Source organism: Streptomyces rimosus, from assembly GCF_008704655.1.
Lineage (GTDB): Bacteria > Actinomycetota > Actinomycetes > Streptomycetales > Streptomycetaceae > Streptomyces > Streptomyces rimosus.
On record NZ_CP023688.1, the window covers coordinates 2689392 to 2710740 of the forward strand.

General features: G+C 70.4%; 19 protein-coding genes. 7 read left to right on the forward strand and 12 right to left on the reverse strand.

Features of this window, described 5'->3' with window-relative positions:
* Positions 1 to 7: 7 nt before the first annotated feature.
* Positions 8 to 541, reverse strand: coding sequence for an HXXEE domain-containing protein (locus CP984_RS10815; RefSeq protein ID WP_003980194.1), 534 nt, complete (start codon positions 539 to 541; stop codon positions 8 to 10).
* Between the two features lie 199 nt (positions 542 to 740).
* Between CP984_RS10815 and CP984_RS10820 the strand changes: the two genes are divergently transcribed.
* On the forward strand, positions 741 to 1688 hold the full coding sequence (locus tag CP984_RS10820) for a hypothetical protein (RefSeq protein WP_003980195.1): 948 nt from the start codon (positions 741 to 743) through the stop codon (positions 1686 to 1688).
* Positions 1689 to 1709: 21 nt separating this feature from the next.
* On the opposite strand, the gene CP984_RS10825 is transcribed toward CP984_RS10820, so the two are convergent.
* The gene (locus tag CP984_RS10825; RefSeq protein WP_003980196.1) at positions 1710 to 2894 is read right to left on the reverse strand and encodes a polyamine ABC transporter substrate-binding protein; all 1185 of its coding nucleotides are present in this window, start codon (positions 2892 to 2894) and stop codon (positions 1710 to 1712) included.
* Positions 2895 to 3023: 129 nt separating this feature from the next.
* On the reverse strand, positions 3024 to 4478 hold the full coding sequence (locus CP984_RS10830) for a gamma-aminobutyraldehyde dehydrogenase (protein ID WP_003980197.1): 1455 nt from the start codon (positions 4476 to 4478) through the stop codon (positions 3024 to 3026).
* 178 nt (positions 4479 to 4656) lie between these two features.
* Here CP984_RS10830 and CP984_RS10835 point away from each other — a divergent pair, with 178 nt between their 5' ends.
* The 6 genes from CP984_RS10835 (at position 4657) to CP984_RS10860 (ending at position 11183) form a co-directional block, all read left to right on the forward strand.
* Positions 4657 to 5130 carry an Lrp/AsnC family transcriptional regulator gene (locus CP984_RS10835; protein ID WP_003980199.1) on the forward strand — a complete coding sequence of 158 codons (474 nt, stop codon included), beginning with the start codon at positions 4657 to 4659 and terminating at the stop codon, positions 5128 to 5130.
* Between the two features lie 2 nt (positions 5131 to 5132).
* Entirely contained in the window at positions 5133 to 6494 is a 1362-nt protein-coding gene (locus CP984_RS10840) for an aspartate aminotransferase family protein (RefSeq protein WP_030182325.1), read from the forward strand.
* Between the two features lie 429 nt (positions 6495 to 6923).
* Complete coding sequence (locus CP984_RS10845; RefSeq protein ID WP_003980202.1) at positions 6924 to 7655, forward strand: ABC transporter ATP-binding protein; 732 nt, start codon at positions 6924 to 6926, stop codon at positions 7653 to 7655.
* Positions 7637 to 8854, forward strand: a complete 1218-nt coding sequence (locus tag CP984_RS10850; protein ID WP_003980203.1) for a hypothetical protein — start codon at positions 7637 to 7639, stop codon at positions 8852 to 8854. Before CP984_RS10845 ends, CP984_RS10850 begins: the two co-directional genes overlap by 19 nt.
* Before the next feature lie 57 nt (positions 8855 to 8911).
* Positions 8912 to 10096, forward strand: coding sequence for an LOG family protein (locus CP984_RS10855; protein WP_003980204.1), 1185 nt, complete (start codon positions 8912 to 8914; stop codon positions 10094 to 10096).
* A 94-nt stretch (positions 10097 to 10190) separates the two neighbouring features.
* Positions 10191 to 11183, forward strand: a complete 993-nt coding sequence (locus CP984_RS10860; RefSeq protein ID WP_003980205.1) for a DMT family protein — start codon at positions 10191 to 10193, stop codon at positions 11181 to 11183.
* 79 nt (positions 11184 to 11262) lie between these two features.
* Here the strand turns inward: CP984_RS10860 and CP984_RS10865 are convergent, their stop codons facing one another.
* From CP984_RS10865 to rpsB, 9 genes are all read right to left on the reverse strand, one after another.
* Positions 11263 to 12324: an ABC transporter ATP-binding protein gene (locus tag CP984_RS10865; protein ID WP_003980206.1), complete on the reverse strand. Its 1062-nt coding sequence runs from the start codon at positions 12322 to 12324 to the stop codon at positions 11263 to 11265.
* Positions 12325 to 13938, reverse strand: a complete 1614-nt coding sequence (locus CP984_RS10870; protein WP_030182331.1) for an ABC transporter permease — start codon at positions 13936 to 13938, stop codon at positions 12325 to 12327.
* Between the two features lie 56 nt (positions 13939 to 13994).
* Positions 13995 to 15074 carry a thiamine ABC transporter substrate-binding protein gene (locus tag CP984_RS10875; RefSeq protein WP_003980208.1) on the reverse strand — a complete coding sequence of 360 codons (1080 nt, stop codon included), beginning with the start codon at positions 15072 to 15074 and terminating at the stop codon, positions 13995 to 13997.
* A 248-nt stretch (positions 15075 to 15322) separates the two neighbouring features.
* Positions 15323 to 16429 carry a 23S rRNA (adenine(2503)-C(2))-methyltransferase RlmN gene (rlmN, locus tag CP984_RS10880; RefSeq protein WP_003980209.1) on the reverse strand — a complete coding sequence of 369 codons (1107 nt, stop codon included), beginning with the start codon at positions 16427 to 16429 and terminating at the stop codon, positions 15323 to 15325.
* A gap of 124 nt (positions 16430 to 16553) precedes the next feature.
* Entirely contained in the window at positions 16554 to 17693 is a 1140-nt protein-coding gene (locus tag CP984_RS10885; protein ID WP_078586917.1) for a phosphatidate cytidylyltransferase, read from the reverse strand.
* A complete protein-coding gene (gene frr, locus CP984_RS10890; protein WP_003980211.1) occupies positions 17693 to 18250 on the reverse strand; it encodes a ribosome recycling factor in 558 nt (185 codons plus the stop codon). Before frr ends, CP984_RS10885 begins: the two co-directional genes overlap by 1 nt.
* 175 nt (positions 18251 to 18425) lie before the next feature.
* Positions 18426 to 19199: a UMP kinase gene (pyrH, locus tag CP984_RS10895; RefSeq protein WP_003980212.1), complete on the reverse strand. Its 774-nt coding sequence runs from the start codon at positions 19197 to 19199 to the stop codon at positions 18426 to 18428.
* A gap of 176 nt (positions 19200 to 19375) precedes the next feature.
* The gene (gene tsf / locus CP984_RS10900) at positions 19376 to 20212 is read right to left on the reverse strand and encodes a translation elongation factor Ts (protein WP_003980213.1); all 837 of its coding nucleotides are present in this window, start codon (positions 20210 to 20212) and stop codon (positions 19376 to 19378) included.
* Between the two features lie 108 nt (positions 20213 to 20320).
* Positions 20321 to 21202, reverse strand: coding sequence for a 30S ribosomal protein S2 (gene rpsB, locus CP984_RS10905; RefSeq protein ID WP_003980214.1), 882 nt, complete (start codon positions 21200 to 21202; stop codon positions 20321 to 20323).
* Positions 21203 to 21349: the final 147 nt, after the last annotated feature.

The window sequence follows — 21349 nt, forward strand, 5'->3', positions numbered from 1 at the left end:
GTGCGCCTCAGTGCCGCACCAGCCGCCGCGCCACGAGGTGAGACAGCACGGTGGCCGCCCCGGCGGCAGTCAGCCCGCTCGCCACGCCCCGTGCGTCCGTCGGCCGGAGCCGCCCGGCGCGCCGTAGCCGCCCGCGCGCCCACAGCGCGTACGGGACGACGATGAACGGCGAGGTGGCCGAGCCGGGGGTGTAGCCGCGTACGGCGGCGGCCTGCGCGAGGTGCATGAGGCCGTGCAGCCCGAATCCGTCCACGGCGCCCTGGAAGAAGGCCGAGCGGCCGCCGGTGCGGTGTCCGCGCACCGAGGCGGCGGCCACGATCACCGCCATGGCGCCCACCGCGACCGTGAACTCCCGCTGGTCGACGCCTTCCAGCGCCCGCCAGAGCCGTTCAGGCGCACCAGGGAACCGCTTCCGCAGCTCCGGCAGGTGGTCCCGGATCCACCGCGGCCCGAAGGCCACCTCCTCCGCGTCATGCAACGCCCAGGCGGCGAGCAGTCCGAACGTGACGGCGGGGCTCAGGTCCTGTGTTTTCTGCGACATGAGCGGTGAGTCTGGCACGGCGGCAAAGGCCGCCCATGAGGGGGCCACGGGCTAACCACGGCCCAAAAACCGCTCGCAACCAGTCACTTACCGTCGCCACTTGACCTTGTCACCGTGTCAGACCGTGCACTGGTGAACACCACCCGGCAGACGCCGCCCGCACCCGCACCCGCACCCGCACCCGCACCCGAGGACAAGCATGCTCACCTACACCGGCTCCGGCCCGTACTGCTACAGCCATTCCCTGGCCATGGTGCTCGGCCCCGACGCCGCCCCATCCCCCGCCGTCATCGAAACCCTCACCGGCTCGCCCTTCGGCATGCAGCTCGTCGGTGGCACCCTGCCGTGGTTCGACCCGTACGGCTGGGACCCGGAAACCGGTCTGGACGCCGCCGTGTCAGCGCTCGGTCTGCGCTGTGTACGCAGCGCGGGCGGCACCCAGGACGAGGCGCTGGCGCGGCTCGGGGCCGACTGCGCGGAGGGCCCCGTTCTGGTCGGCCCGGTGGAGATGGGCCTGCTGCTGTACCAGCCCGGCTCCGGCACCGCGGTCGGCGCCGATCACTACGTAGTGGTGCTGGCGGTCGAGGACGGCACCGTCCTCCTCCACGACCCGCACGGACACCCGTACGCGACGCTGTCCGCCCCGGCCTTCGCCGCCGCATGGCGCGCGGAGTCGGTCACGTACACGGACGCCCCGTACGTGATGCGCTCCGCCTTCGTGCAGGAGCGGGCAGCCGACCCGGCCAAGGCCCTGCGACGGTCGCTGCCCGACGCCGTACGGTGGCTGGCCGGACGCGACGACCTGCCCATGCCGCCGGGGTCGCTCGGCGGCACGGCCGCCGCCGAAGCGCTGGCGGACCAGGTGGCCAAGGGCCTGTCCCCGGAGATCCGCGACCTGCTCAGCGTCTTCGCCATCCGCCTCGGCGCCCGCCGCCTCAACGACGCGGCGGCCTGCCTCGCCTCACTGAACCTCGGTACCCCGGCCGCCCTTCTGGCCGAGCAGTCCCGCATGGTCGGCGGCCTGCAACGCCCCGTCGTCTCGGGAGACGACCGCGCGCTGGAAGCCGGACTGCGGCGGCTGGCCCCTACGTACGGGGCGCTGCGTACGGCACTGGAGGAATCCGTCGCGCGGGGCATGCCGGGCTGACCCACGCGCCGGCCCGCCGCCTCACAGCCCGACGATCCCGTTCCACTCCTTGGCGAACGCCGGGCGTTCCTTGGAGGTGATGTCACGGGCTATGGCCAGGCGCTTGCGCAGGGAGTCGTCCGGGAAGACGAGCGGGTCCTCGGCCAGCGCGGCGCGTTCCTCGTCCTTGGAGGAGGCGAGGACGTCCCGCGCGGCCGGCACGGGGCAGACGTAGTTGACCCAGACGGCCAGTTCGGCGGCGATCTCCGGCCGGTAGTAGAAGTCGATCAGCCGTTCCGCGTTGCGCTTGTGCTCGGCGCGGTCGGGGATCATCAGGCTCTCCGCCCACAGTTCGGCGCCTTCCTGCGGCACCACGAACTCGATGTCCGGGTTGTCCTCCTTGAGCTGGATGACATCGCCCGAGTACGCCTGCGCCGCGAGCACGTCGCCCGAGGCGAGGTCCTTGATGTAGTCGTTGCCGGTGAAGCGCCGGATGTGCTTCTTCGCCACCAGACGGCGGATGCGGTCCGTCATCCGATAGAAGTCGTCCTCTTTCCAGCGTGTGATGTCCACACCGTCGCCCTGCATGAGCATCGCGAAGGACTCGTCCATCCCGGACAGCAGCGTCACCCGCCCGCGCAGATCGTCCTTCCACAGGTCCGCGGTGTGCTGGATCTCCCGTCCGAGCTTCCTGCGGTTGTACGCGATGCCGGTGATGCCCGACTGCCACGGCACGGAGTGCCTGCGCCCCGGGTCGAAGTGCGGGGCGCGCAGCAGCGGGTCGAGGTGGCGCGCGACGTTCGGCTGCCGCGCGCGGTCCATCTCCTGCACCCAGCCGAGGCGTACGTACCGGCCGCACATCCAGTCGCTGATGACGATCAGGTCGCGCCCCGTGGGCTGGTGGTTCATCAGCGCGGGGCTGATCTTGCCGAAGAATTCGTCGTTGTCGTTGATCTCTTCGGTGTACGTCACGGAGATGCCGGTGTGCTTCTCGAACGCCTCCAGCGTCGGCCGCCGCCGCGGGTCCCGCTCGTCCACGTCGATGTAGAGCGGCCAGTTGGCGAAGGTCAGGCGCCGGTCCCGGGCCGAGCGGTCGGGGGCGCCGCGGTCGGCCGGGGCGACGTACGCGGCGGGCACCCCGCATCCGGCCGCCAGCAGGGCCAGGGCCCCGGCCGCTCCCGTACCGACGGTGCTCCGTAGCAGCGAACGCCGCGAAAGTTCAGGCATGGCGAGCACTCTCACGCGCCGGGGGCGGCGACGGCAACCCGGCAGAACGTCGGCTGCCGGGCCGCCGCCCACGACGGTGTGCCGGGCGGCGGGGCACCATGCGGGGCCCCGTCATCCGGCGGGGCGGGCTCAGCCGTCCAGCGACGTCATCACGTGCTTGACGCGCGTGTAGTCCTCGAAGCCGTAGCCCGACAGGTCCTTGCCGTAACCGGACTTCTTGAAGCCGCCGTGCGGCATCTCGGCGACCAGCGGGATGTGGGTGTTGATCCACACGCACCCGAAGTCCAGCTTCTTGGACATCCGCATGGCGCGCGCGTGGTCCTTGGTCCACACCGAGGACGCCAGCGCGTACTCCACGCCGTTGGACCACTCGACGGCCTGGTCCTCGTCCCGGAAGGACTGGACGGTGATGACCGGCCCGAAGACCTCCTTCTGGATGATCTCGTCGTCCTGCTTGAGGCCGGAGACGACGGTGGGCGCGTAGAAGTAGCCCTTCTCGCCGACCTGGTGGCCGCCCGCCTCGATCTTGGCGTGCGCGGGCAGGCCGTCGATGAAGCGCTTGACCTGCGCCAGCTGGTTGGCGTTGTTCAGCGGCCCGTAGAGCACGTCCTCGTCGTCGACCGGGCCGGTCTTGGTGTCGGCGGCGGCCTTGGCGAGCGCGGTCACGAACTCGTCGTGGATGGACTCGTGGACGAGCACGCGGGTCGCGGCCGTACAGTCCTGGCCGGCGTTGAAGTAGCCCGCCACCGAGATGTCCTCGACGGCCTTGGCGATGTCGGTGTCCTCGAAGACCACGACCGGGGCCTTGCCGCCCAGCTCCAGGTGGACCCGCTTGAGGTCCTTGGAGGCGGACTCGGCGACCTGCATGCCGGCCCGTACGGAGCCGGTGATGGAGGCCATCGCCGGGGTCGGGTGCTCGACCATCAGGCGGCCGGTGTCGCGGTCGCCGCAGATGACGTTGAACACGCCGCGGCTGTGGCCCAGCTCGTCCAGCACGCCGCCGATGATCTCGGCGATCAGCACGGTGGAGGCGGGGGTGGTGTCGGAGGGCTTGAGGACGACGGTGTTGCCCGCGGCCAGCGCCGGGGCGAACTTCCACACCGCCATCATCATCGGGTAGTTCCACGGCGCGACCTGCGCGCAGACGCCGACCGGCTCGCGGCGGATGATGGACGTGAAGCCGTCCATGTACTCGCCCGCCGCGCGGCCCTCCAGCATCCGGGCGGCCCCCGCGAAGAAGCGGATCTGGTCCACCATCGGCGGGATCTCCTCCGAGCGCACGAGCGCGATCGGCTTGCCGCAGTTCTCCGACTCGGCGGCGATCAGCTCCTCGGCCCGCTCCTCGAAGCGGTCGGCGATCTTGAGCAGTACCTTCTGGCGCTCGGCCGGCACCAGGTCGCGCCAGGCGGGGAACGCGGCCTCGGCGGCGGCCATCGCCGCGTCCACGTCCGCGGCGGCGGACAGCGGAGCGGTGGCGTACGCCTCACCCGTGGCCGGGTTGACCACCTCCGTGGTCCGCCCGTCGGCGGCGTCCCGGAACTCCCCGTCGATGTAGTTGCGCAGCCGACGCAGTTCGGTGGTCACGAGCGACCCCTCCTGTCAGGTGTCCATTGGTTGAGATGCCCACCCTAGCCAGGGAGGCAACGTTTTCGACATACCCACAACGGATGAACGACGAAATCAGTGGCGTCGACTTCTCTGGGCAACCGATTTCATTGAATCGGGGTTGCGGGACTGACGAGGCTCGTGCACAGTGAGGGCTGTGGCCACTCGTGACAGAAACGGCACCCAGTCGATCGACTCCGTCTCCCTGGCGATCATCGAGCAGCTCCAGGAGGACGGCCGCCGTCCGTACGCCGCGATCGGCAAGGCCGTGGGCCTGTCCGAGGCGGCGGTGCGGCAACGCGTACAGAAACTGCTCGACCAAGGCGTGATGCAGATCGTCGCGGTCACCGACCCCCTCACGGTCGGCTTCCGGCGGCAGGCGATGGTCGGGATCAACGTCGAGGGCGACCTCGACCCGGTGGCCGACGCCCTGACGGCCATGGAGGAGGTCGAGTACGTCGTCATGACCGCGGGCTCCTTCGACCTCCTCATCGAGATCGTCTGCGAGGACGACGACCACCTGCTGGAAATGATCAACAAGCGCATCCGCACGCTGCCCGGCGTCCGGACCACGGAGAGCTTCGTCTATCTCAAGCTCCGCAAGCAGACCTACACCTGGGGAACCAGATAGCCATGACCGCTGACCTCTCGAAGACGGCCTACGACCACCTGTGGATGCACTTCACCCGCATGTCGTCGTACGAGAACGCCCCCGTGCCGACGATCGTGCGCGGCGAGGGCACCAACATCTACGACGACAAGGGCAAGCGCTACATCGACGGCCTGGCCGGCCTGTTCGTCGTACAGGCCGGGCACGGCCGCGCCGAACTCGCCGAGACCGCGCTCAAGCAGGCGCAGGACCTGGCGTTCTTCCCCATCTGGTCGTACGCCCACCCCAAGGCCGTGGAGCTCGCCGAGCGGCTCGCGCACCATGCGCCGGGCGACCTGAACAAGGTCTTCTTCACCACCGGCGGCGGTGAGGCCGTCGAGACCGCGTGGAAGCTGGCGAAGCAGTACTTCAAGCTCACCGGCAAGCCCACCAAGCACAAGGTCATTTCGCGCGCGGTGGCCTACCACGGCACCCCGCAGGGCGCGTTGTCCATCACCGGCCTGCCGGGCCTTAAGGCCCCGTTCGAGCCGCTGGTCCCCGGCGCGCACAAGGTCCCGAACACCAACATCTACCGCGCGCCGCTCTTCGGCGACGACCCGGAGGCGTTCGGCCGCTGGGCCGCCGACCAGATCGAGCAGCAGATCCTCTTCGAGGGCCCGGACACCGTCGCCGCCGTCTTCCTGGAGCCGGTGCAGAACGCGGGCGGCTGCTTCCCGCCCCCGCCCGGCTACTTCCAGCGCGTCCGCGAGATCTGCGACCGCCACGACGTGCTGCTCGTCTCGGACGAGGTCATCTGCGCCTTCGGCCGCCTGGGCACGATGTTCGCCTGCGACAAGTTCGGCTACATACCCGACATGATCACCTGTGCCAAGGGCATGACCTCGGGCTACTCCCCCATCGGCGCGTGCGTCATCTCCGACCGGCTGGCCGAGCCGTTCTACAAGGGCGACAACACCTTCCTGCACGGCTACACCTTCGGCGGCCACCCGGTCTCCGCCGCCGTCGCCTGCGCCAACCTCGACATCTTCGAGCGCGAGAACCTCAACCAGCACGTACTGGACAAGGAAGAAGCTTTCTTCTCCACCCTGAAGAAGCTCCACGACCTGCCCATCGTCGGCGACGTCCGCGGCAACGGCTTCTTCTACGGCATCGAACTCGTCAAGGACAAGACCACCAAGGAGTCCTTCAACGAGGAGGAGACCGAACGCGTCCTGTACGGCTTCCTCTCCAAGGCCCTGTACGACAACGGCCTGTACTGCCGCGCCGACGACCGCGGCGACCCGGTGATCCAGCTCGCCCCGCCGCTCATCGCCGACCAGCCGGTCTTCGACGAGATCGAGCAGATACTGCGGGGGACGCTGGAGGAGGCATGGGGCAAGCTGTGAGGCGTACTTCGTGAGGTGAGGGGCGTTCGGGGGTGCGGCCCCGTGCGCCCCTCTCGCAGTACCGGCGTGAGCCCCGTAGGCGTACGCCCACCAGCCGTGCGAGCGGCTTCCTCGGCTCGCGCGCCCGCCCGTGGAGCGAGCGGGTTCGTGGGCGTACGGGCTTGCGCGCCTGCCGGGTGGGCGCGGCCCGCCCCGCAGCCCGCGGCCGCGCCCCCTCCCGGCCCCGTGCTGCCCCCTTCAGCCCTTCTTCTCCGCCCCTCCACCCAGATTCTTCATATAAGCCTCCATTTGAGTGAACCTGGGCCGTGGTGCGCGCCGAGCGCCGAATACCGAGGGTCGCCACTCCTTACCGTGCCAGTGACCGATACCCTCCATGGTCGTTCACCCGGTCGGGGGAACGATCGGACGCGACGAGCATGAGGTGCGCAGATGGTGGCCCCACCTGACAACGACGTTCTCTGGGCGCGCGGCCTGCACCACACATACGCCGGCTCCCCCGCGCTGACGGGGGTCTCCCTCGGTGTCCGCGAGGGCGAGATCCTCGCCGTCACGGGGCCCCGCGGCTGCGGCAAGACGACCCTCCTGCGGTGTCTTTCCGGCCAACTTGCGCCGGACAGCGGCGAAATCTGGTTCAACAGTTCACCAGTGCACACGCTCTCACCGGCCGGCCGGGAACGGCTGCGCCTGGACCGCTTCGGCTGGGTGGACACCGAACCCCACCTCGTCCCCGAACTGACCGCCTGGGAGAACGCCGCCCTCCCGCTGCTCCTGCGCGGTACCGGCCACCGCGCCGCCAAGCAGACCGCGTGCGAGTGGCTGGAGCGTCTGGACGTGGGCATGTGCGCCCGCCAACGCCCGGGCCGGCTCGACCAGTCGCAGCGCCAGCGCATCGCCATCGCCCGCGCCCTGGCCTGCGCGCCGCAGGTCCTGTTCGCCGACGAGCCCACGGCGCCCCTGCACCGTGCGGACGCCGCGCAGGTCCTGCGCACCATCACCACGGCCGCCCGCTCGCACGAGATCACGGTCGTCCTCGCCACCCACGAGCCCGAGGCCGACACCCTCGCGGACCGTACCGTGGCACTCCTCGACGGCCGCCGTACCGGCGCCAAGGCCCCCGCCCCCGACAAGGAAAGCAGGGCAGAGTGCTCGCTCTCCGTCTAGCCCGTGGGGCCCACCCCCTCGTCCTGCTGCGCCGCCTGCTCGTCGCCGCCGCGTCCGGCGGCACCGGCTTCCTCCTGCTGGCCGCGCTCGGCCACGCCGCGGCCCACCCGGCGACGGCCGCCGACTCGTTCGTACGCCTCCTGTGGTGCGCCGTCCCGGTCGCGGCCACCATCCAGCTCGCGGTGTCCGCGGCGCGCACGGACCCCGCCTGCCGCCCCCAACGGGGCATGTCCGCTGCCGGACTGGGCCCCGTACGGCTGACGGTGATCGCCGCCACCTCCACGGCCGTGTCGTGCGTGCTGGGCAGCTTCGTCGCGCTGCTCGCCTTCCTCATGGTGCGCGGCGACCTCGTCGATGCGACCGCCGCCGACTCCGCCGCCCAACTCCTCGGCGCGGGCCACTCCCTTCCGCTCGCCGGTGCGCTGATGCTCCTCGCCGTCGTACCGGTGACGGCGGCCACCGCCACCGCGGTCGTCCTGCGCCCTCGCAGGAACGCCCGTGGCGCCGGACGCCGTACGGGAGCTTCCGCCGGCGCCGGTGCCGGCGAGCCCCTGACCGCCATGGACACCCACAGCACCGCCTCCGCCGTGCCCGCCGCGCTCCCCTGGGGCATGGCGCTGACGGCGGCCGGGCTCGCCCTGGAGACCTACGTCAGCCGGGGCCCCGCCAACGCCGACACGCTCCTCCCGTTGCCCGGACGCCTCATCGGCAGCCCGCCGGGGGTCCTGGCGGGCTGGGCGCTGTCCACACTCGGCCTCGTCCTGGCCGGCCCCGGCCTGGCGCGGCTGTCCGGCCGTCTCCTGGCCGCCGGGCGCCCCGGGGCCATCCGCCTGCTCGCCGGCCGCGTACTCCAGGAGGAGTCCCGGCGCATCGGCCGTCCCCTGGGCGTACTCTGCGCCGTCGCCTCCGGCGCGTACGCGGCGGTGAAGGTGTACGAAGCGGCCCCCACCCGCCCGTTCGGTCCGCTCACCGGCCTGGGTGCGGCCCTCGTCCTGGCCTGCGTCACGGCCAGCGCCCTGACGGCGGCCCTCGAAGCCCGCTGGGCCCGTACCCACACCACCGCCGCGCTCCGCCGTCTCGGCACCCCGCGCTCCGTCCTCTTCCGCGCCTCCGTCCTGCGCGTCCTGGCCCTCCTCGTCGTCCTCGGCCCTTTGACCTGGGCCATCGCGGAACTGGCGGCGCTTCCCCTGCTCCACTGAGCCGCACTCCACCAGCCCCCGCCCGGCTCCATGCGCCGCCCGCCTACGATGACGACCGTGCAGCCGAACCCCGAGCCCCCCGCGCCCCACCGCCCCATCGAGCGGTCCCAACGCCACGGCGCCGACCGCGAGATCGAGACGCTCGCCGAATTCGACCGCGTACTGGAGACAGGCACCCTTTCCGGCTACCGCGTCCAGTCCGTCGACCTGACCGGCCGCACCACCGCGCTGCTCGGTACGCCGACCTCCGAGGCCGTCTTCCTCGGCTGCCGCATGGAGCCGGAGGCCGCCGCGAGCGTCCGGGCAGGCGGCGCGCTGGTCTTCCCGCCGATACCGGACCTGCCCTTCGACCCGTACCGCGGCAGCCTCTACTCCCCCGACGAGCTCTTCGAGTCCCTCGCCACCGACGCCGGCTACTCCGCCACCCCCGACGCCCTGGCCTACGACTGGTACCAGCGCACCATGTCGGACGGCGACGTCTTCGCCTCGATGCTGCGCAGCATCCACGACGACGCCATCTCGGACGCCCTGGACGAGCACCTCACCGGCGCCCGCGTCGTCGGGGTCATGGGCGGGCACGCGCTGGAACGCGGGTCCGGTGCGTACGAAGGCGCGGCCCGGCTCGGACGGCGGCTCGCCCGCGCGGGCCTGACGGTCGCCACAGGCGGCGGCCCGGGCGCCATGGAGGCCGCGAACCTCGGCGCGTACGCCGCCCCCTTCGACGACGCCATGCTCGACGAGAGCCTGGCCCTCCTCGCCAAGGTGCCGCACTTCACCCCTTCGGTGACCGACTGGGCGCGGGCCGCCTTCGAGGTACGCGAACGGTGGCCGGACGGCGGCGCTTCGGTCGGCATCCCCACCTGGTTCTACGGCCACGAGCCGCCCAACGCCTTCGCGGCCCACATCGCCAAGTACTTCGTCAACGCGATCCGCGAGGACGGCCTCCTGGCGCGCTCCAACGCGGGAGTCGTCTTCCTGCCCGGCGCGGCGGGGACCGTACAGGAGATCTTCGACAACGCCACCCCGAACTACTACGGGTCGCGGGGCGAACCGACCCCCATGGTCCTCGTCGACCGCACCCACTGGACCGAGAAGCTGCCCGCCTGGCCACTGCTGCGGGCACTCGCCGCCGAGCGCCCCATGTCCGCGAAGATCGCTCTGGTCGACTCGGTGGAAGAGGCGCCGGACGCGCTGGCCGCCCTCGTGGACGGCGCCCCGTCCGATCAGCCCCGCGCCATCTGATGGCGCGCCCGAGGCAACTCCCGCCCCCGAATCCACGTCTGCCTAGCCAGGTAATGAACTGGTAAATCCAGGCAGTGCGTGAACGGAGTTCTTGGTGCTCATCGGTCTTCTGACGGCGGTAGCGGCCTCGGCCTGCTACGGCACGGGGTCGGTCCTGCAAGCGGTGGGATCGCGCAAGTCCGCGCGTCGGGAAGCGGCCGCCGCGTCCACGACCGGCCTCACCCAGCACGGCGGCCCCAGCCTCTCGTCCACCGCCAAAGCCGCCGTGACGTGGGAGTTCTTGGTCGGCACGGTGCTGGACTTCATAGGGTTCGGGCTCGGCGCGCTGGCCGCCCGACTGCTGCCGCTGTTCCTCTCGCAGACCGTCATCAGCGCCAACCTCGTGATCACCGCCGTGCTCAGCATCAAACTGCTCGGCATCCGGCTGAACGCGCGCGAGTGGGTCTCCATCGGCGTGGTCTGCACGGCGCTGGTCCTCCTGGCCACCGCCGCGGGCCCGGAGGGCGGCGGTGACGCCTCGACCGCCACCCACTGGTGGCTCCTGGTCGCCTCGGTCCTGGTGATCGGCGGCGGCACGCTGATCGTCCGGCTGCTCGGCAGCCGCGCCGCGATCCTCGCCGGCCTGCTGTCCGGCCTGGGCTTCGGCGCGCTCGGCGTCGGCGTACGCGTACTGAACGGCATCGACCCGTTCCACCTGCCCACGCTCCTGGCCGACCCGGCGCTCTACGCCATCCTCGTCGCCGGCGTCGGCGGCATGTACCTGCACACGGTGGCCCTCCAGATCGGTTCGGTCAACGGCGCCACGGCGGCGCTGGTGGTGGGCGAGACGGTGGTCCCCGGCATCCTCGGGGTGCTGTGGCTCGGCGACTCCTCCCGTCCGGGCTTCGCCTGGATGGCCATACTCGGGTTCGTCGTCGCGGTGGCCGGTGCCGTCGCGGTCGCCTGGTTCGGCGAGCCGGAGGGCGGCGCCGAAGGTACGGGTACGGCGCCCGACGACGGCTCGTCGGCCCCCGTGCACGCGGCCGGGGCCGCGAAAGCCACCGAGGACGACACGCGGGCACCGGACAGGGCCGCCGCTGGAAGCTGACGCCGGGGCGCTCGCCATGGGGCGGGGCGCCCCATGGCGAGCGCCCCGCGCCAGTTCCTCTTCCTCATAGGGACGCCCCTCAGCGCTCCAGAACCACAACCTCCTCGGCAAGGAATGCGACGCCCACCCTCGCCCCGTCCTCCGGGGCGTCGCGCAGCGCGCATGCCGCCTCCAGTTGTGGGCCGTCTTCGGGCTGGAGAAGGAGTGTGACGTGGGTGCCGCGGAAGGTGCGGGCCGTGACGGTGCAGGGCAGGCCCTGCGTGGCGCTCGTGAGCCGTACGCCGGCCGGACGTACGAGCAGGCGGCACGCCCCGTCCGGCGTCCCCTCCGGGACGGGGAGCTTGCCCCATGGGGTGTCGGCCGATTCGCCCCGTACGGTCGCCGTCACCACGTTGTCGAAGCCGAGGAAGCGGGCGACGAACTCGGTGGCGGGGCGCTGCCAGACCTCCAGCGGTGTGCCGCTCTGCGCGATGCGGCCCTCCTGCATGATCACCACCCGGTCGGCCAGCGCGAACGCCTCGCCCTGGTCGTGCGTCACGGCCAGCACGGTCGTACCCAACTCGCCGAAGACCCGCCGTAGCTCCACCACCAGGCGCTCGCGCAGGCCGCGGTCGAGCTGGCCGAGAGGCTCGTCCAGCATCAGCAGCCGGGGCCGGGGCGCGAGGGCGCGGGCCAGCGCCACGCGCTGCTGTTCGCCGCCTGAGAGGGCCGCCACGGCGCGCCGCTGGGCGCCAGGCAGGCCGACGAGGTCCAGGAGTTCGGTCACCGTACGGTCCTGCACGGCGCGGGGCGCCCCGTGCATGCGCAGGCCGAAGGCCACATTGCCGCCGACGTCTCGCTGCGGGAAGAGCTGGTGGTCCTGGAACATCAGCCCGACGCCACGTCGGTGCGTGGGGACGCCCGACTGGTCGCGGCCTTCCAGGAACACCCGTCCCGCGTCGGCGGCCTGCAGTCCCGCCACGACCCGCAGCAGAGTGGACTTGCCGCTGCCGCTGGGCCCCAGCACACAGACGATCTCCTGCGCGGCGACGCTCAGGTCCACCGCGTCCAGGGCCGGCGGCTGCCCGTCCCGGAAGCGGACGGTGACGTCCTCCAGGCGCAGCAGTGCCTTGTCCGCCACCGTGTCAGCGTGTTCCGCCATCTAAAACTCTCCGGCCTGATCGGTGCGGACGCGCTCCAGCGTCAGCAGAGCGCCCGCGCACACCACCATCAAGATCGTCGACAGGGCCATCGCCTGCCCGTAGTTGAGTTCCCCGGCGCGCCCCAGCAGCCGCGCCACGGCGACCGGGAGGGTCGGGTTGTCCGGCCGGGCGATGAAGACCGTCGCGCCGAACTCTCCCAGCGACACGGCGAAGGCGAAGCCCGCGGCGATCAGCAGCGCCCGCCGTACCAGTGGCAGGTCGACCTCGCGCCACACCCGCCACGGCGAGGCCCCGAGCACCGCCGCGGCCTCCCGCAGCCGCTCGTCCACCGCGCGCAGCACGGGCAGCATGGTGCGTACGACGAAGGGCACCCCGACCAGCGCCTGTGCCAGCGGTACCAGCCACCAGGACGACCGCAGATCGAGCGGCGGCTTGTCGAGAGTGATCAGAAAGCCGAAGCCCACGGTCACGGCGGAAACTCCGAGCGGCAGCATCAAGAGCGCGTCGAACCCCCGCACCAGCCTGCCGCCCCGCCTCGTCAGCGCGGCCGCCGCCAGGCCGCCCACCACCAGGGCGATCAGCGTGGCGGCAGCCCCGTAGGCGAGCGAGTTCCACAGGGCGTTCAGCGGGGCGACGGCGAAGGTGCTGTCCGTGGAGGCGGCGGACTGCAGCGCCCGGTAGAACGTGAGCCCGTAGCCATCCGGCCCGGCGAAGGACCGTTCGATCAGTACGGCCAGCGGCACCACCAACAGCAGCGTGATCACGACGAGCGTGCCCCACAGCAGCGCCCACTGCCCCATGCCCCGGGGGCGCCGTGCCGTCTGCGTGGGGTCGACCAGTGTGAGGGTGGCCTCCCGCCGCCGTACGGTCCAGGCGTGCAGGGCCAGCAGGGCCAGTACGGCGGCGAACTGCAGCAGCGTGAGGACGGCGGCCGTGGGGAGGTCCAGGAAGTCGGCGGTCTGCCGGTAGATCTCCACTTCGAGCGTGGAGAACGTCGGCCCGCCCAGGATCTGCACCACCCCGAAGGAGGTGAAGGTGAAGAGGAAGACCATCAGCGCGGCGGCCGCGACGGCCGGTGCGAGGGCGGGCAGCGTCACCCGGCGCCATGCCTGCCAGCGGGAGGCCCCCAGCACCCGGGCGGCTTCCTCCTGCCGCGGGTCGAGCTGGCTCCAGAGACCGGCGACGGTCCGTACGACCACGGCGTAGTTGAAGAACACGTGCGCCAGCAGGATCGCCCATACGGATGTGTCCAGCCGTACGCCCCACAGGTCGTCCAGCACTCCGCCACGCCCGACCAGCGCCAGGAATGCCGAACCGACGACCACTGTCGGCAGGACGAACGGCACCGCGACGACGGACCGCAGCAGCTTCTTTCCGGGGAATTCGAAGCGTGCGAAGACATACGCGCCGGGGAGCGCAATCAGGAGCGTGAGCCCGGTCGAGGCCGCCGCCTGCCAGACGGTGAACCACAGGACGTGCAGCACGTCCGGGTCAGAGAGCACCTCCCCGGCCCGGGCCAGCTGCCACTGTCCGCCGTCCTTCAGCCCCCGTCCGACGATCGCGACGACGGGATAGGCGAAGAAGAGTGCGAAGAAGGCGAGCGGCAGTACCATCAGCGCCAGCCGCGAGGCCGTACGCCGCGACGTGCGCGCCCGCCCCGCGCGGCCGGTCACTTCAGGACGAGCGAGGACCACTGCTTGATCCACTTTTCGCGGTTCTCAGTGATCGCCTCCGGGGCCACCGTCCCCGGCTTGTCGATCTTCTCGCCGTACTTGGTGAACAGCTCCGGCACCTTGGCGTCCGTACGCGCCGGGTTGACGAACATCTGGAGCGGCACGTCCTCCTGGAACTTCTTGCTCAGCAGGAAGTCCAGCAGCGCCTTGCCGCCCTTCTCGTTCCCGGCGCCCTTCAGCAGACCCGCGAACTCGGTCTGCCGGAAGCAGGTGCCGGTCGCGACGCCGGTCGGCGCCTCCTTGGGCTCGGGCTTCTTGCCGAGCACCTCGACGGGCGGGCTGGAGGCGTACGAGACCACCAGGGGCTTGTCACCCTTGCCCTTGCCGGCTGCCGAACCCGAGAAGCGCTCGTTGTACGCCTGCTCCCAGCCGTCCACGACCTCCACGCCGTTGGCCTTGAGCTTCTTCCAGTAGTCCTGCCAGCCGGACTCGCCGTACTTGGCGATGGTGCCGAGCTGGAAGGCCAGCCCGGGCGACGACGTGGCGGAGTTCTCGGTGACCAGCAGCCCCTTGTACTCAGGCTTGAGCAGGTCGTCGAAGGTCCGGGGCGGCGCGATCTTGTGCTCGGCGAAGTAGGCGCGGTCGTAGTTGACGCAGGTGTCGCCGTAGTCCACCGGTGTCACCCGGTGCTCCGCCTTGTCGAGCTGAAGCTCCTCGGGGACCCTCTCCAGCCCCTTGGCCTGGTACGGGCTGAAGATCCCCGCCTTCAGCCCCCGCGACAACAGCGTGTTGTCGATGCCGAAGAAGACGTCGCCCTGGGGGTTGTCCTTCGACAGGATCGCCTGGTTGACGGCCTTGCCCGCGTCCCCGCCCTTGAGCACGTTGACCTTGTAGCCGGTCTGCTTCGTGAACTCCTCCAGCACGGACTTGGAGGCATTGAAGGAGTCGTGGCTGACGAGCGTGACCGTCTTGGGATCTGTGCTCTTCCCGCCGCCGCCCGAGCCGCAGGCGACGAGCGCCGTCAGGCCGGCCGCGACGGCCAGCGCGACGACGGTGGTCCTTCTGGTGGTGCTCACTGGTTTTCCTCCTGGCTGGCCAGGAAGAGACGCGGCCCCACCCGCCGCTTCGTCGGACGAAGGCCGGGTGGGGCGCAACAGCATGAGTGACGACCGAACTTCCTACCCGGAATGACCCGGGCGAGGTTCAAGGGTCTGCGGCACCCGGTGTCCGTGACGCTCGGTCCGTGACACTGCCGCACTCTCAGCGCTGTGGCGCTCCCCTGTCGGAATGTGCATTTGTTCGATCACACAGTACCAGCGGGCGCTCAGCGCTCCGCGGCGGCGAGCTGCCCGCAGGCGCCGTCGATCTCCTGCCCGCGCGTGTCACGGACGGTCACCGGCACGCCGTGCGCGGCGATGGCCTCGACGAACGCCTTCTCGTCCTCGGGGCGCGAGGCGGTCCACTTCGAGCCGGGGGTCGGGTTCAGCGGGATCAGGTTCACGTGGACGCGCTTGCCCTTGAGCAGGCGGCCCAGCAGGTCGCCGCGCCACGCCTGGTCGTTGATGTCCCGGATCAGGGCGTACTCGATCGAGATCCGGCGGCCGGACTTCTCGGCGTACTCCCAGGCCGCGTCCAGCACCTCACGCACCTTCCAGCGCGTGTTGACCGGCACGAGCGTGTCGCGCAGCTCGTCGTCGGGGGCGTGCAGCGACACCGCGAGCCGGCACTTGAAACCTTCGTCCGCGAACCGCAGCATCGCCGGGACGAGGCCGACCGTAGAGACCGTGATGCCCCGCTGGGACAGCCCCACGCCGTCGGGCTCGGGGTCGGTCAGCCGGCGGATCGCCCCCACGACCCGCTTGTAGTTCGCCAGCGGCTCGCCCATGCCCATGAAGACGATGTTGGACAGCCGGGCCGGACCACCCGGAACCTCGCCGTCACGCAGCGCACGCATGCCGTCGACGATCTGGTGAACAATCTCGGCGGTGGACAGGTTCCGGTCCAGCCCCGCCTGCCCCGTCGCGCAGAACGGGCAGTTCATGCCGCATCCGGCCTGCGACGAGATGCACATCGTGACCCGGTCCGGGTAGCGCATCAGCACGGACTCCACGAGGGTGCCGTCGTGCAGCTTCCACAGCGTCTTGCGCGTGGTGTCGTCGTCACAGGAGATGTGGCGCACCACACTCATCAGCTCGGGCAGCAGCTCCGCCGCCAGCTTCTCGCGCGCCGCGGCCGGGATGTCGGTCCACTCCGCCGGGTCGTGCGCGTACCGCGCGAAGTAGTGCTGCGACAGCTGCTTGGCGCGGAACGGCTTCTCACCGGCCGCGGCCACGGCTTCGCGCCGTTCGGCGGGGGTGAGATCAGCAAGGTGCCGCGGGGGCTTCTTGGCCCCGCGCGGCGCGACGAAAGTGAGTTCTCCGGGCTTAGGCATGGTTCTTCCAGTGTCGCAGACGTACGAAGTGACGATCGCCGACGCGGATCGGGGCCGGTCCAGGCGTACGAAAAGGCCCGCCACTCGGTGTGGCGGGCCCCTCGTACGTACGGGAAACCGCTGGTCAGCCGGAGCCGACGAAGATGACGTACAGCAGCCAGACGATCGGGGCGGTCGGCAGGAGGGAGTCCAGGCGGTCCATGATGCCGCCATGGCCGGGCAGCAGCGTGCCCATGTCCTTGATGCCGAGGTCCCGCTTGATCATGGACTCGCCGAGGTCGCCGAGCGTCGCGCTGGCGGCGACCGCGATGCCCAGCAGCAGGCCCTGCCACCAGGCCCCGTTGTCGATGATCAGCTCCATGCTCAGCGCGCCCGCGACCATGGCGAACAGCACCGCGCCGAACAGGCCCTCGCGGGTCTTGCCGGGGCTGATGCGCGGCGCGAGCTTGTGCTTGCCGAAGCGCCAGCCGACCGCGTACGCGCCCGTGTCGCTGACAACGGTCAGCAGCAGGAACGTCAGGACGCGCTGCGGTCCGTCGTCGGCGGCGAGCATCATCGCCACGAACGTCGCCAAGAAGGGCACGTAGAACGTCGCGAAGACGCCCGCCGTGACGTCCCGCAGATAGTTCTCGGGAGCCTCGGTCATGCGCCACACCAGGACGGCGAGCGCGGTGAGCGCCATCGCCACCCAGGCGCCTTCCGCGCCGCGCACGTAGCCGGCGACCACCATCGCCGTACCGCCGAGCGCGAGCGGCACCAGCGGCACCTTGATGTCCTTGCGTTCCGACAGCCGCGAGGTCAGCTCCCACAGGCCCACGACCACCGCGATGACTATCACGCCCACGAACAGCGGCTTGTAGACGAAGAGCGAGAACAGGATGACGGCGCCGAGGCCGAGGCCGACGCCTATGGCGGCCCGGAGATTGCGTCCCGCGCTCTTCTTCTGCGGTTTGTGGGGCTGCTCCGAGCTGTCGGACCCCGGCAAAGAGGTGGGCATGGGCTCCTGCGGCTGTTCATCGCGGAACAGGGGGCCGCTCAGCCGAGCGGCCCCCGGGTCGTCCCGGTGGTCCCGGTCGTCGTCCAGAGGATTCCGGTCGTCGTCCTGGTGTCCGCCTGCGTCGGGCACGATGGGCATGGGGCGAGTCTGCGCCGCCGCGCCCCAGTCATGCGCGGGACCCGCCGAACCGACGGGTCCCTGGTCGGGTGGTCCCCATTGACCGGCTCGGCCGACGCCAGGCGGGGCCCCCCAGGATGACTCGTTCATCAGACCTCGAGGAGCTCGGATTCCTTGTGCTTGAGGAGCTCGTCCACCTGCGCGACGTACTTCGCGGTGGTGTCGTCGAGCTCCTTCTCCGCCCGGCGCACCTCGTCCTCGCCGGACTCCTTGTCCTTGACGAGCTTGTCGAGGGCTTCCTTGGCCTTGCGCCGGATGCTGCGGATCGAGATCTTCGAGTCCTCGGCCTTGTTCTTGGCGACCTTGATGAACTCCCGGCGGCGCTCCTCGGTGAGCTCCGGGAAGTTCACACGGATGATGTGGCCGTCGTTGCTCGGGTTGACGCCCAGGTCGGAGTCCCGGATCGCCTGCTCGATGTTGCGCAGGGCGCTCTTGTCGAACGGGGTCACCACGGCCATCCGCGGTTCGGGCACCGAGAACGACGCCAGCTGGTTGATCGGCGTCATGGCACCGTAGTAGTCCGCCACGATCTTGTTGAACATCGCCGGGTGCGCACGCCCGGTGCGAATCGCGGCGAAGTCCTCCTTGGCGACCACGACGGCCTTCTCCATCTTCTCCTCGGCCTCGAGGAGGATCTCTTCGATCACCACTTGCTCCTGGTCTTTTCGGTAAGAAGCAGAGCCTCGCCCCTGCCGCGCGTCTTCTCCTGCACGGTGTCCGACCGGCAGGCAGTTGTCCATCCCCGTGCCGGGGTCTTCCCCCGACCCGGGGTTGCCGCCCGTACGGCGCGCTGCCCGTACGGCAATACGGCAGTTGGGGCCGTCAGGCCCGGGTGCCCTGATCGCTGACGAGCGTGCCGATCTTCTCACCCTTCACCGCGCGCGCGATGTTGCCCTCGGCGAGCAGCTCGAAGACGAGGATCGGAAGCTTGTTGTCACGGCAGAGCGTGATGGCGGTGGCGTCGGCGACCTTGAGGTCGCGGGTGATGACCTCGCCGTATTCGAGAGCGTCGAACTTCACCGCGTCCGGGAACTTCTTGGGGTCGGCGTCGTAGACCCCGTCCACCCCGTTCTTGCCCATCAGCATGGCCTCGGCACCGACCTCCAGGGCGCGCTGGGCGGCGGTGGTGTCGGTGGAGAAGTACGGCATACCCATGCCGGCCCCGAAGATGACCACGCGGCCCTTTTCCATGTGCCGCACGGCGCGCAGCGGAATGTAGGGCTCCGCGACCTGCCCCATGGTGATGGCGGTCTGGACGCGGCAGTCGATGCCCTCCTTCTCCAGGAAGTCCTGGAGGGCCAGGCAGTTCATGACCGTGCCGAGCATGCCCATATAGTCGGAGCGGGCCCGGTCCATGCCGCGCTGCTGGAGCTCGGCGCCGCGGAAGAAATTGCCGCCGCCGATCACGATGGCGATCTCGTAGCCGTCCCGGACCACGGCCGCGATCTCGCGAGCGATGGCGTGCACGACATCGGGGTCGACACCCAGTCCGCCGCCGCCGGCGAACGCTTCGCCCGACAGCTTCAGCAGGAAGCGTCCCTTCCCTTCGCTGTCGGCTTTGTGGGCTGTGTCCGCGCCGTCGGCACCCTGATTCATCACGCTCTCCTCGTGCACATACGAAGAAGGCCATTGCCGGGGGTCTGGTTCAGATCCCTGTACGGCAATGGCCTCCTCGTCACATCTGCGGCCGGCCGGTACGCGGCCGACTGCGTACGACCCTAGCGGGGCCGTAGGTCATTCGCTGGCCTTGGCGACAAGGCCCACGGCTGGGCTCAGGCGCCGACGCGGATGCGCGCGAAGCGCTTCAGCGAGACACCGGCCTCGTTCAGGACCTTCTCGACGGACTTCTTGTTGTCCTTCGCGAAGGGCTGCGCCAGCAGCGTGTTCTCCTTGAAGAAGCCGTTGACGCGACCCTCGACGATCTTCGGGAGGGCGGCCTCGGGCTTGCCCTCCTCGCGCGAGGTGGCCTCGGCGACGCGGCGCTCGTTCTCGACGATGTCGGCCGGGACGTCCTCACGGGTGAGGTACTTCGGCGCGAACGCGGCGATGTGCTGCGCGACGTCCTTGGCGACCTCGGCGTTCTCCTTGTCCAGCTCGACCAGGACGCCGACCTGCGGCGGGAGGTCGGGCATGGTGCGGTGCATGTAGGCGGCCACGTAGCCACCGGAGAACTGCGCGAAGCGGTCCAGGACGATCTTCTCGCCGAGGGTGGCGTTGGCCTCGTCGACGTACGCCTGGACGGTCTTGCCGGCCTCGATCTCGGAGGCGAGCAGCGCCTCGATGTCGGCCGGGGAAGTCTTGGCGACGTGCGCGGCCAGCGCATTGGCGACGGTCAGGAACTTGTCACCCTTGGCGACGAAGTCCGTCTCGCACTTCAGCTCCAGCAGGACGCCGGAGGTCTTGTCCTCGGAGATGAGGGAGACGACGGCGCCGTTCTCGGCCGAACGGCCCTCGCGCTTGGCGACGCCCTTCTGGCCCTTGACGCGGAGGATCTCCACGGCCTTGTCGACGCTGCCCTCGGCCTCGTCCAGGGCCTTCTTGCAGTCCATCATGCCGGCGCCGGTCAGCTCACGGAGCTTCTTGACGTCCGCGGCGGTGTAGTTCGCCATGGTCTGTGAATCTCTTCTCGAAATCTCGACAGTCGAAAGATCTACGGGTGGACGGCGGGGGCAGCGCCTAGGCGCTCTCCCCCGCCGTCATCAACCAGTCGTGCGGCGTCAGGCCTGCTCGGCGGCCGGCTTCTCGGCCTCGGGGGCAGCCTCGGCGGCGGGGGCCTCGGCGGGCTTGTCCTCGGCCTTGGCGGCGTCCTCGGAGTCGGCCTTCTTGTCACCCTCGAGCAGGTCGCGCTCCCACTCGGCGAGCGGCTCGCCGGCCTTCTCGCCCGGCTTCTGGTCGCCGGTGGCGGCGCCGGAGCGGGCGATGAGGCCCTCGGCGACGGCGTCGGCGATCACGCGGGTGAGCAGGGTGACGGAGCGGATCGCGTCGTCGTTGCCCGGGATCTTGTAGTCGACCTCGTCCGGGTCGCAGTTCGTGTCCAGGATCGCCACGACCGGGATGTTAAGCTTGCGCGCCTCGCCGACGGCGATGTGCTCCTTCTTGGTGTCCACGATCCAGACGGCGCTGGGCACCTTCTGCATCTCGCGGATACCACCGAGGGTCTTCTCCAGCTTGGCCTTCTCGCGGGAGAGAACCAGGAGCTCCTTCTTGGTGAGGCCGGAGGCGGCCACATCCTCGAAGTCGATCTGCTCGAGCTCCTTCAGGCGCTGCAGGCGCTTGTAGACGGTCGAGAAGTTGGTCAGCATGCCGCCGAGCCAGCGCTGGTTCACGTAAGGCATGCCCACGCGGGTCGCCTGCTCGGCAATGGCCTCCTGGGCCTGCTTCTTGGTGCCGACGAACATCACCGAGCCGCCGTGGGCGACGGTCTCCTTGACGAACTCGTAGGCGCGGTCGATGTACGACAGCGACTGGAGCAGGTCGATGATGTAGATGCCGTTGCGCTCCGTGAAGATGAAGCGCTTCATCTTCGGGTTCCAACGGCGGGTCTGGTGCCCGAAGTGGACGCCGCTCTCCAGCAGCTCCCGCATCGTGACGACGGCCATGGCCGTACTCCTCGTGTTACTCGGTTCCACTGCGGCCGGTCGGCCGCGGTGCCTGACGCCCCGGCGCGCTCTGCCGGGGAAGAGACCTTGCGGGTCTTCCGAGGACCGAGGGGCGCGGCCACCGTGCTGCCCGAAAAGGGACTGTTG

What these genes read in the sequence shown, in the direction of transcription:
- CP984_RS10815 (WP_003980194.1), bottom strand. Translation starts at nt 541, where the DNA reads ATGTCGCAGAAAACACAGGACCTGAGCCCCGCCGTCACGTTCGGACTG.
- CP984_RS10820 (WP_003980195.1), top strand. Translation starts at nt 741, where the DNA reads ATGCTCACCTACACCGGCTCCGGCCCGTACTGCTACAGCCATTCCCTG.
- CP984_RS10825 (WP_003980196.1), bottom strand. Translation starts at nt 2,894, where the DNA reads ATGCCTGAACTTTCGCGGCGTTCGCTGCTACGGAGCACCGTCGGTACG.
- CP984_RS10840 (WP_030182325.1), top strand. Translation starts at nt 5,133, where the DNA reads ATGACCGCTGACCTCTCGAAGACGGCCTACGACCACCTGTGGATGCAC.
- CP984_RS10845 (WP_003980202.1), top strand. Translation starts at nt 6,924, where the DNA reads ATGGTGGCCCCACCTGACAACGACGTTCTCTGGGCGCGCGGCCTGCAC.
- CP984_RS10865 (WP_003980206.1), bottom strand. Translation starts at nt 12,324, where the DNA reads ATGGCGGAACACGCTGACACGGTGGCGGACAAGGCACTGCTGCGCCTG.
- CP984_RS10870 (WP_030182331.1), bottom strand. Translation starts at nt 13,938, where the DNA reads ATGGTACTGCCGCTCGCCTTCTTCGCACTCTTCTTCGCCTATCCCGTC.
- rlmN (WP_003980209.1), bottom strand. Translation starts at nt 16,429, where the DNA reads ATGCCTAAGCCCGGAGAACTCACTTTCGTCGCGCCGCGCGGGGCCAAG.
- CP984_RS10885 (WP_078586917.1), bottom strand. Translation starts at nt 17,693, where the DNA reads ATGAACGAGTCATCCTGGGGGGCCCCGCCTGGCGTCGGCCGAGCCGGT.
- pyrH (WP_003980212.1), bottom strand. Translation starts at nt 19,199, where the DNA reads ATGAATCAGGGTGCCGACGGCGCGGACACAGCCCACAAAGCCGACAGC.
- tsf (WP_003980213.1), bottom strand. Translation starts at nt 20,212, where the DNA reads ATGGCGAACTACACCGCCGCGGACGTCAAGAAGCTCCGTGAGCTGACC.
- rpsB (WP_003980214.1), bottom strand. Translation starts at nt 21,202, where the DNA reads ATGGCCGTCGTCACGATGCGGGAGCTGCTGGAGAGCGGCGTCCACTTC.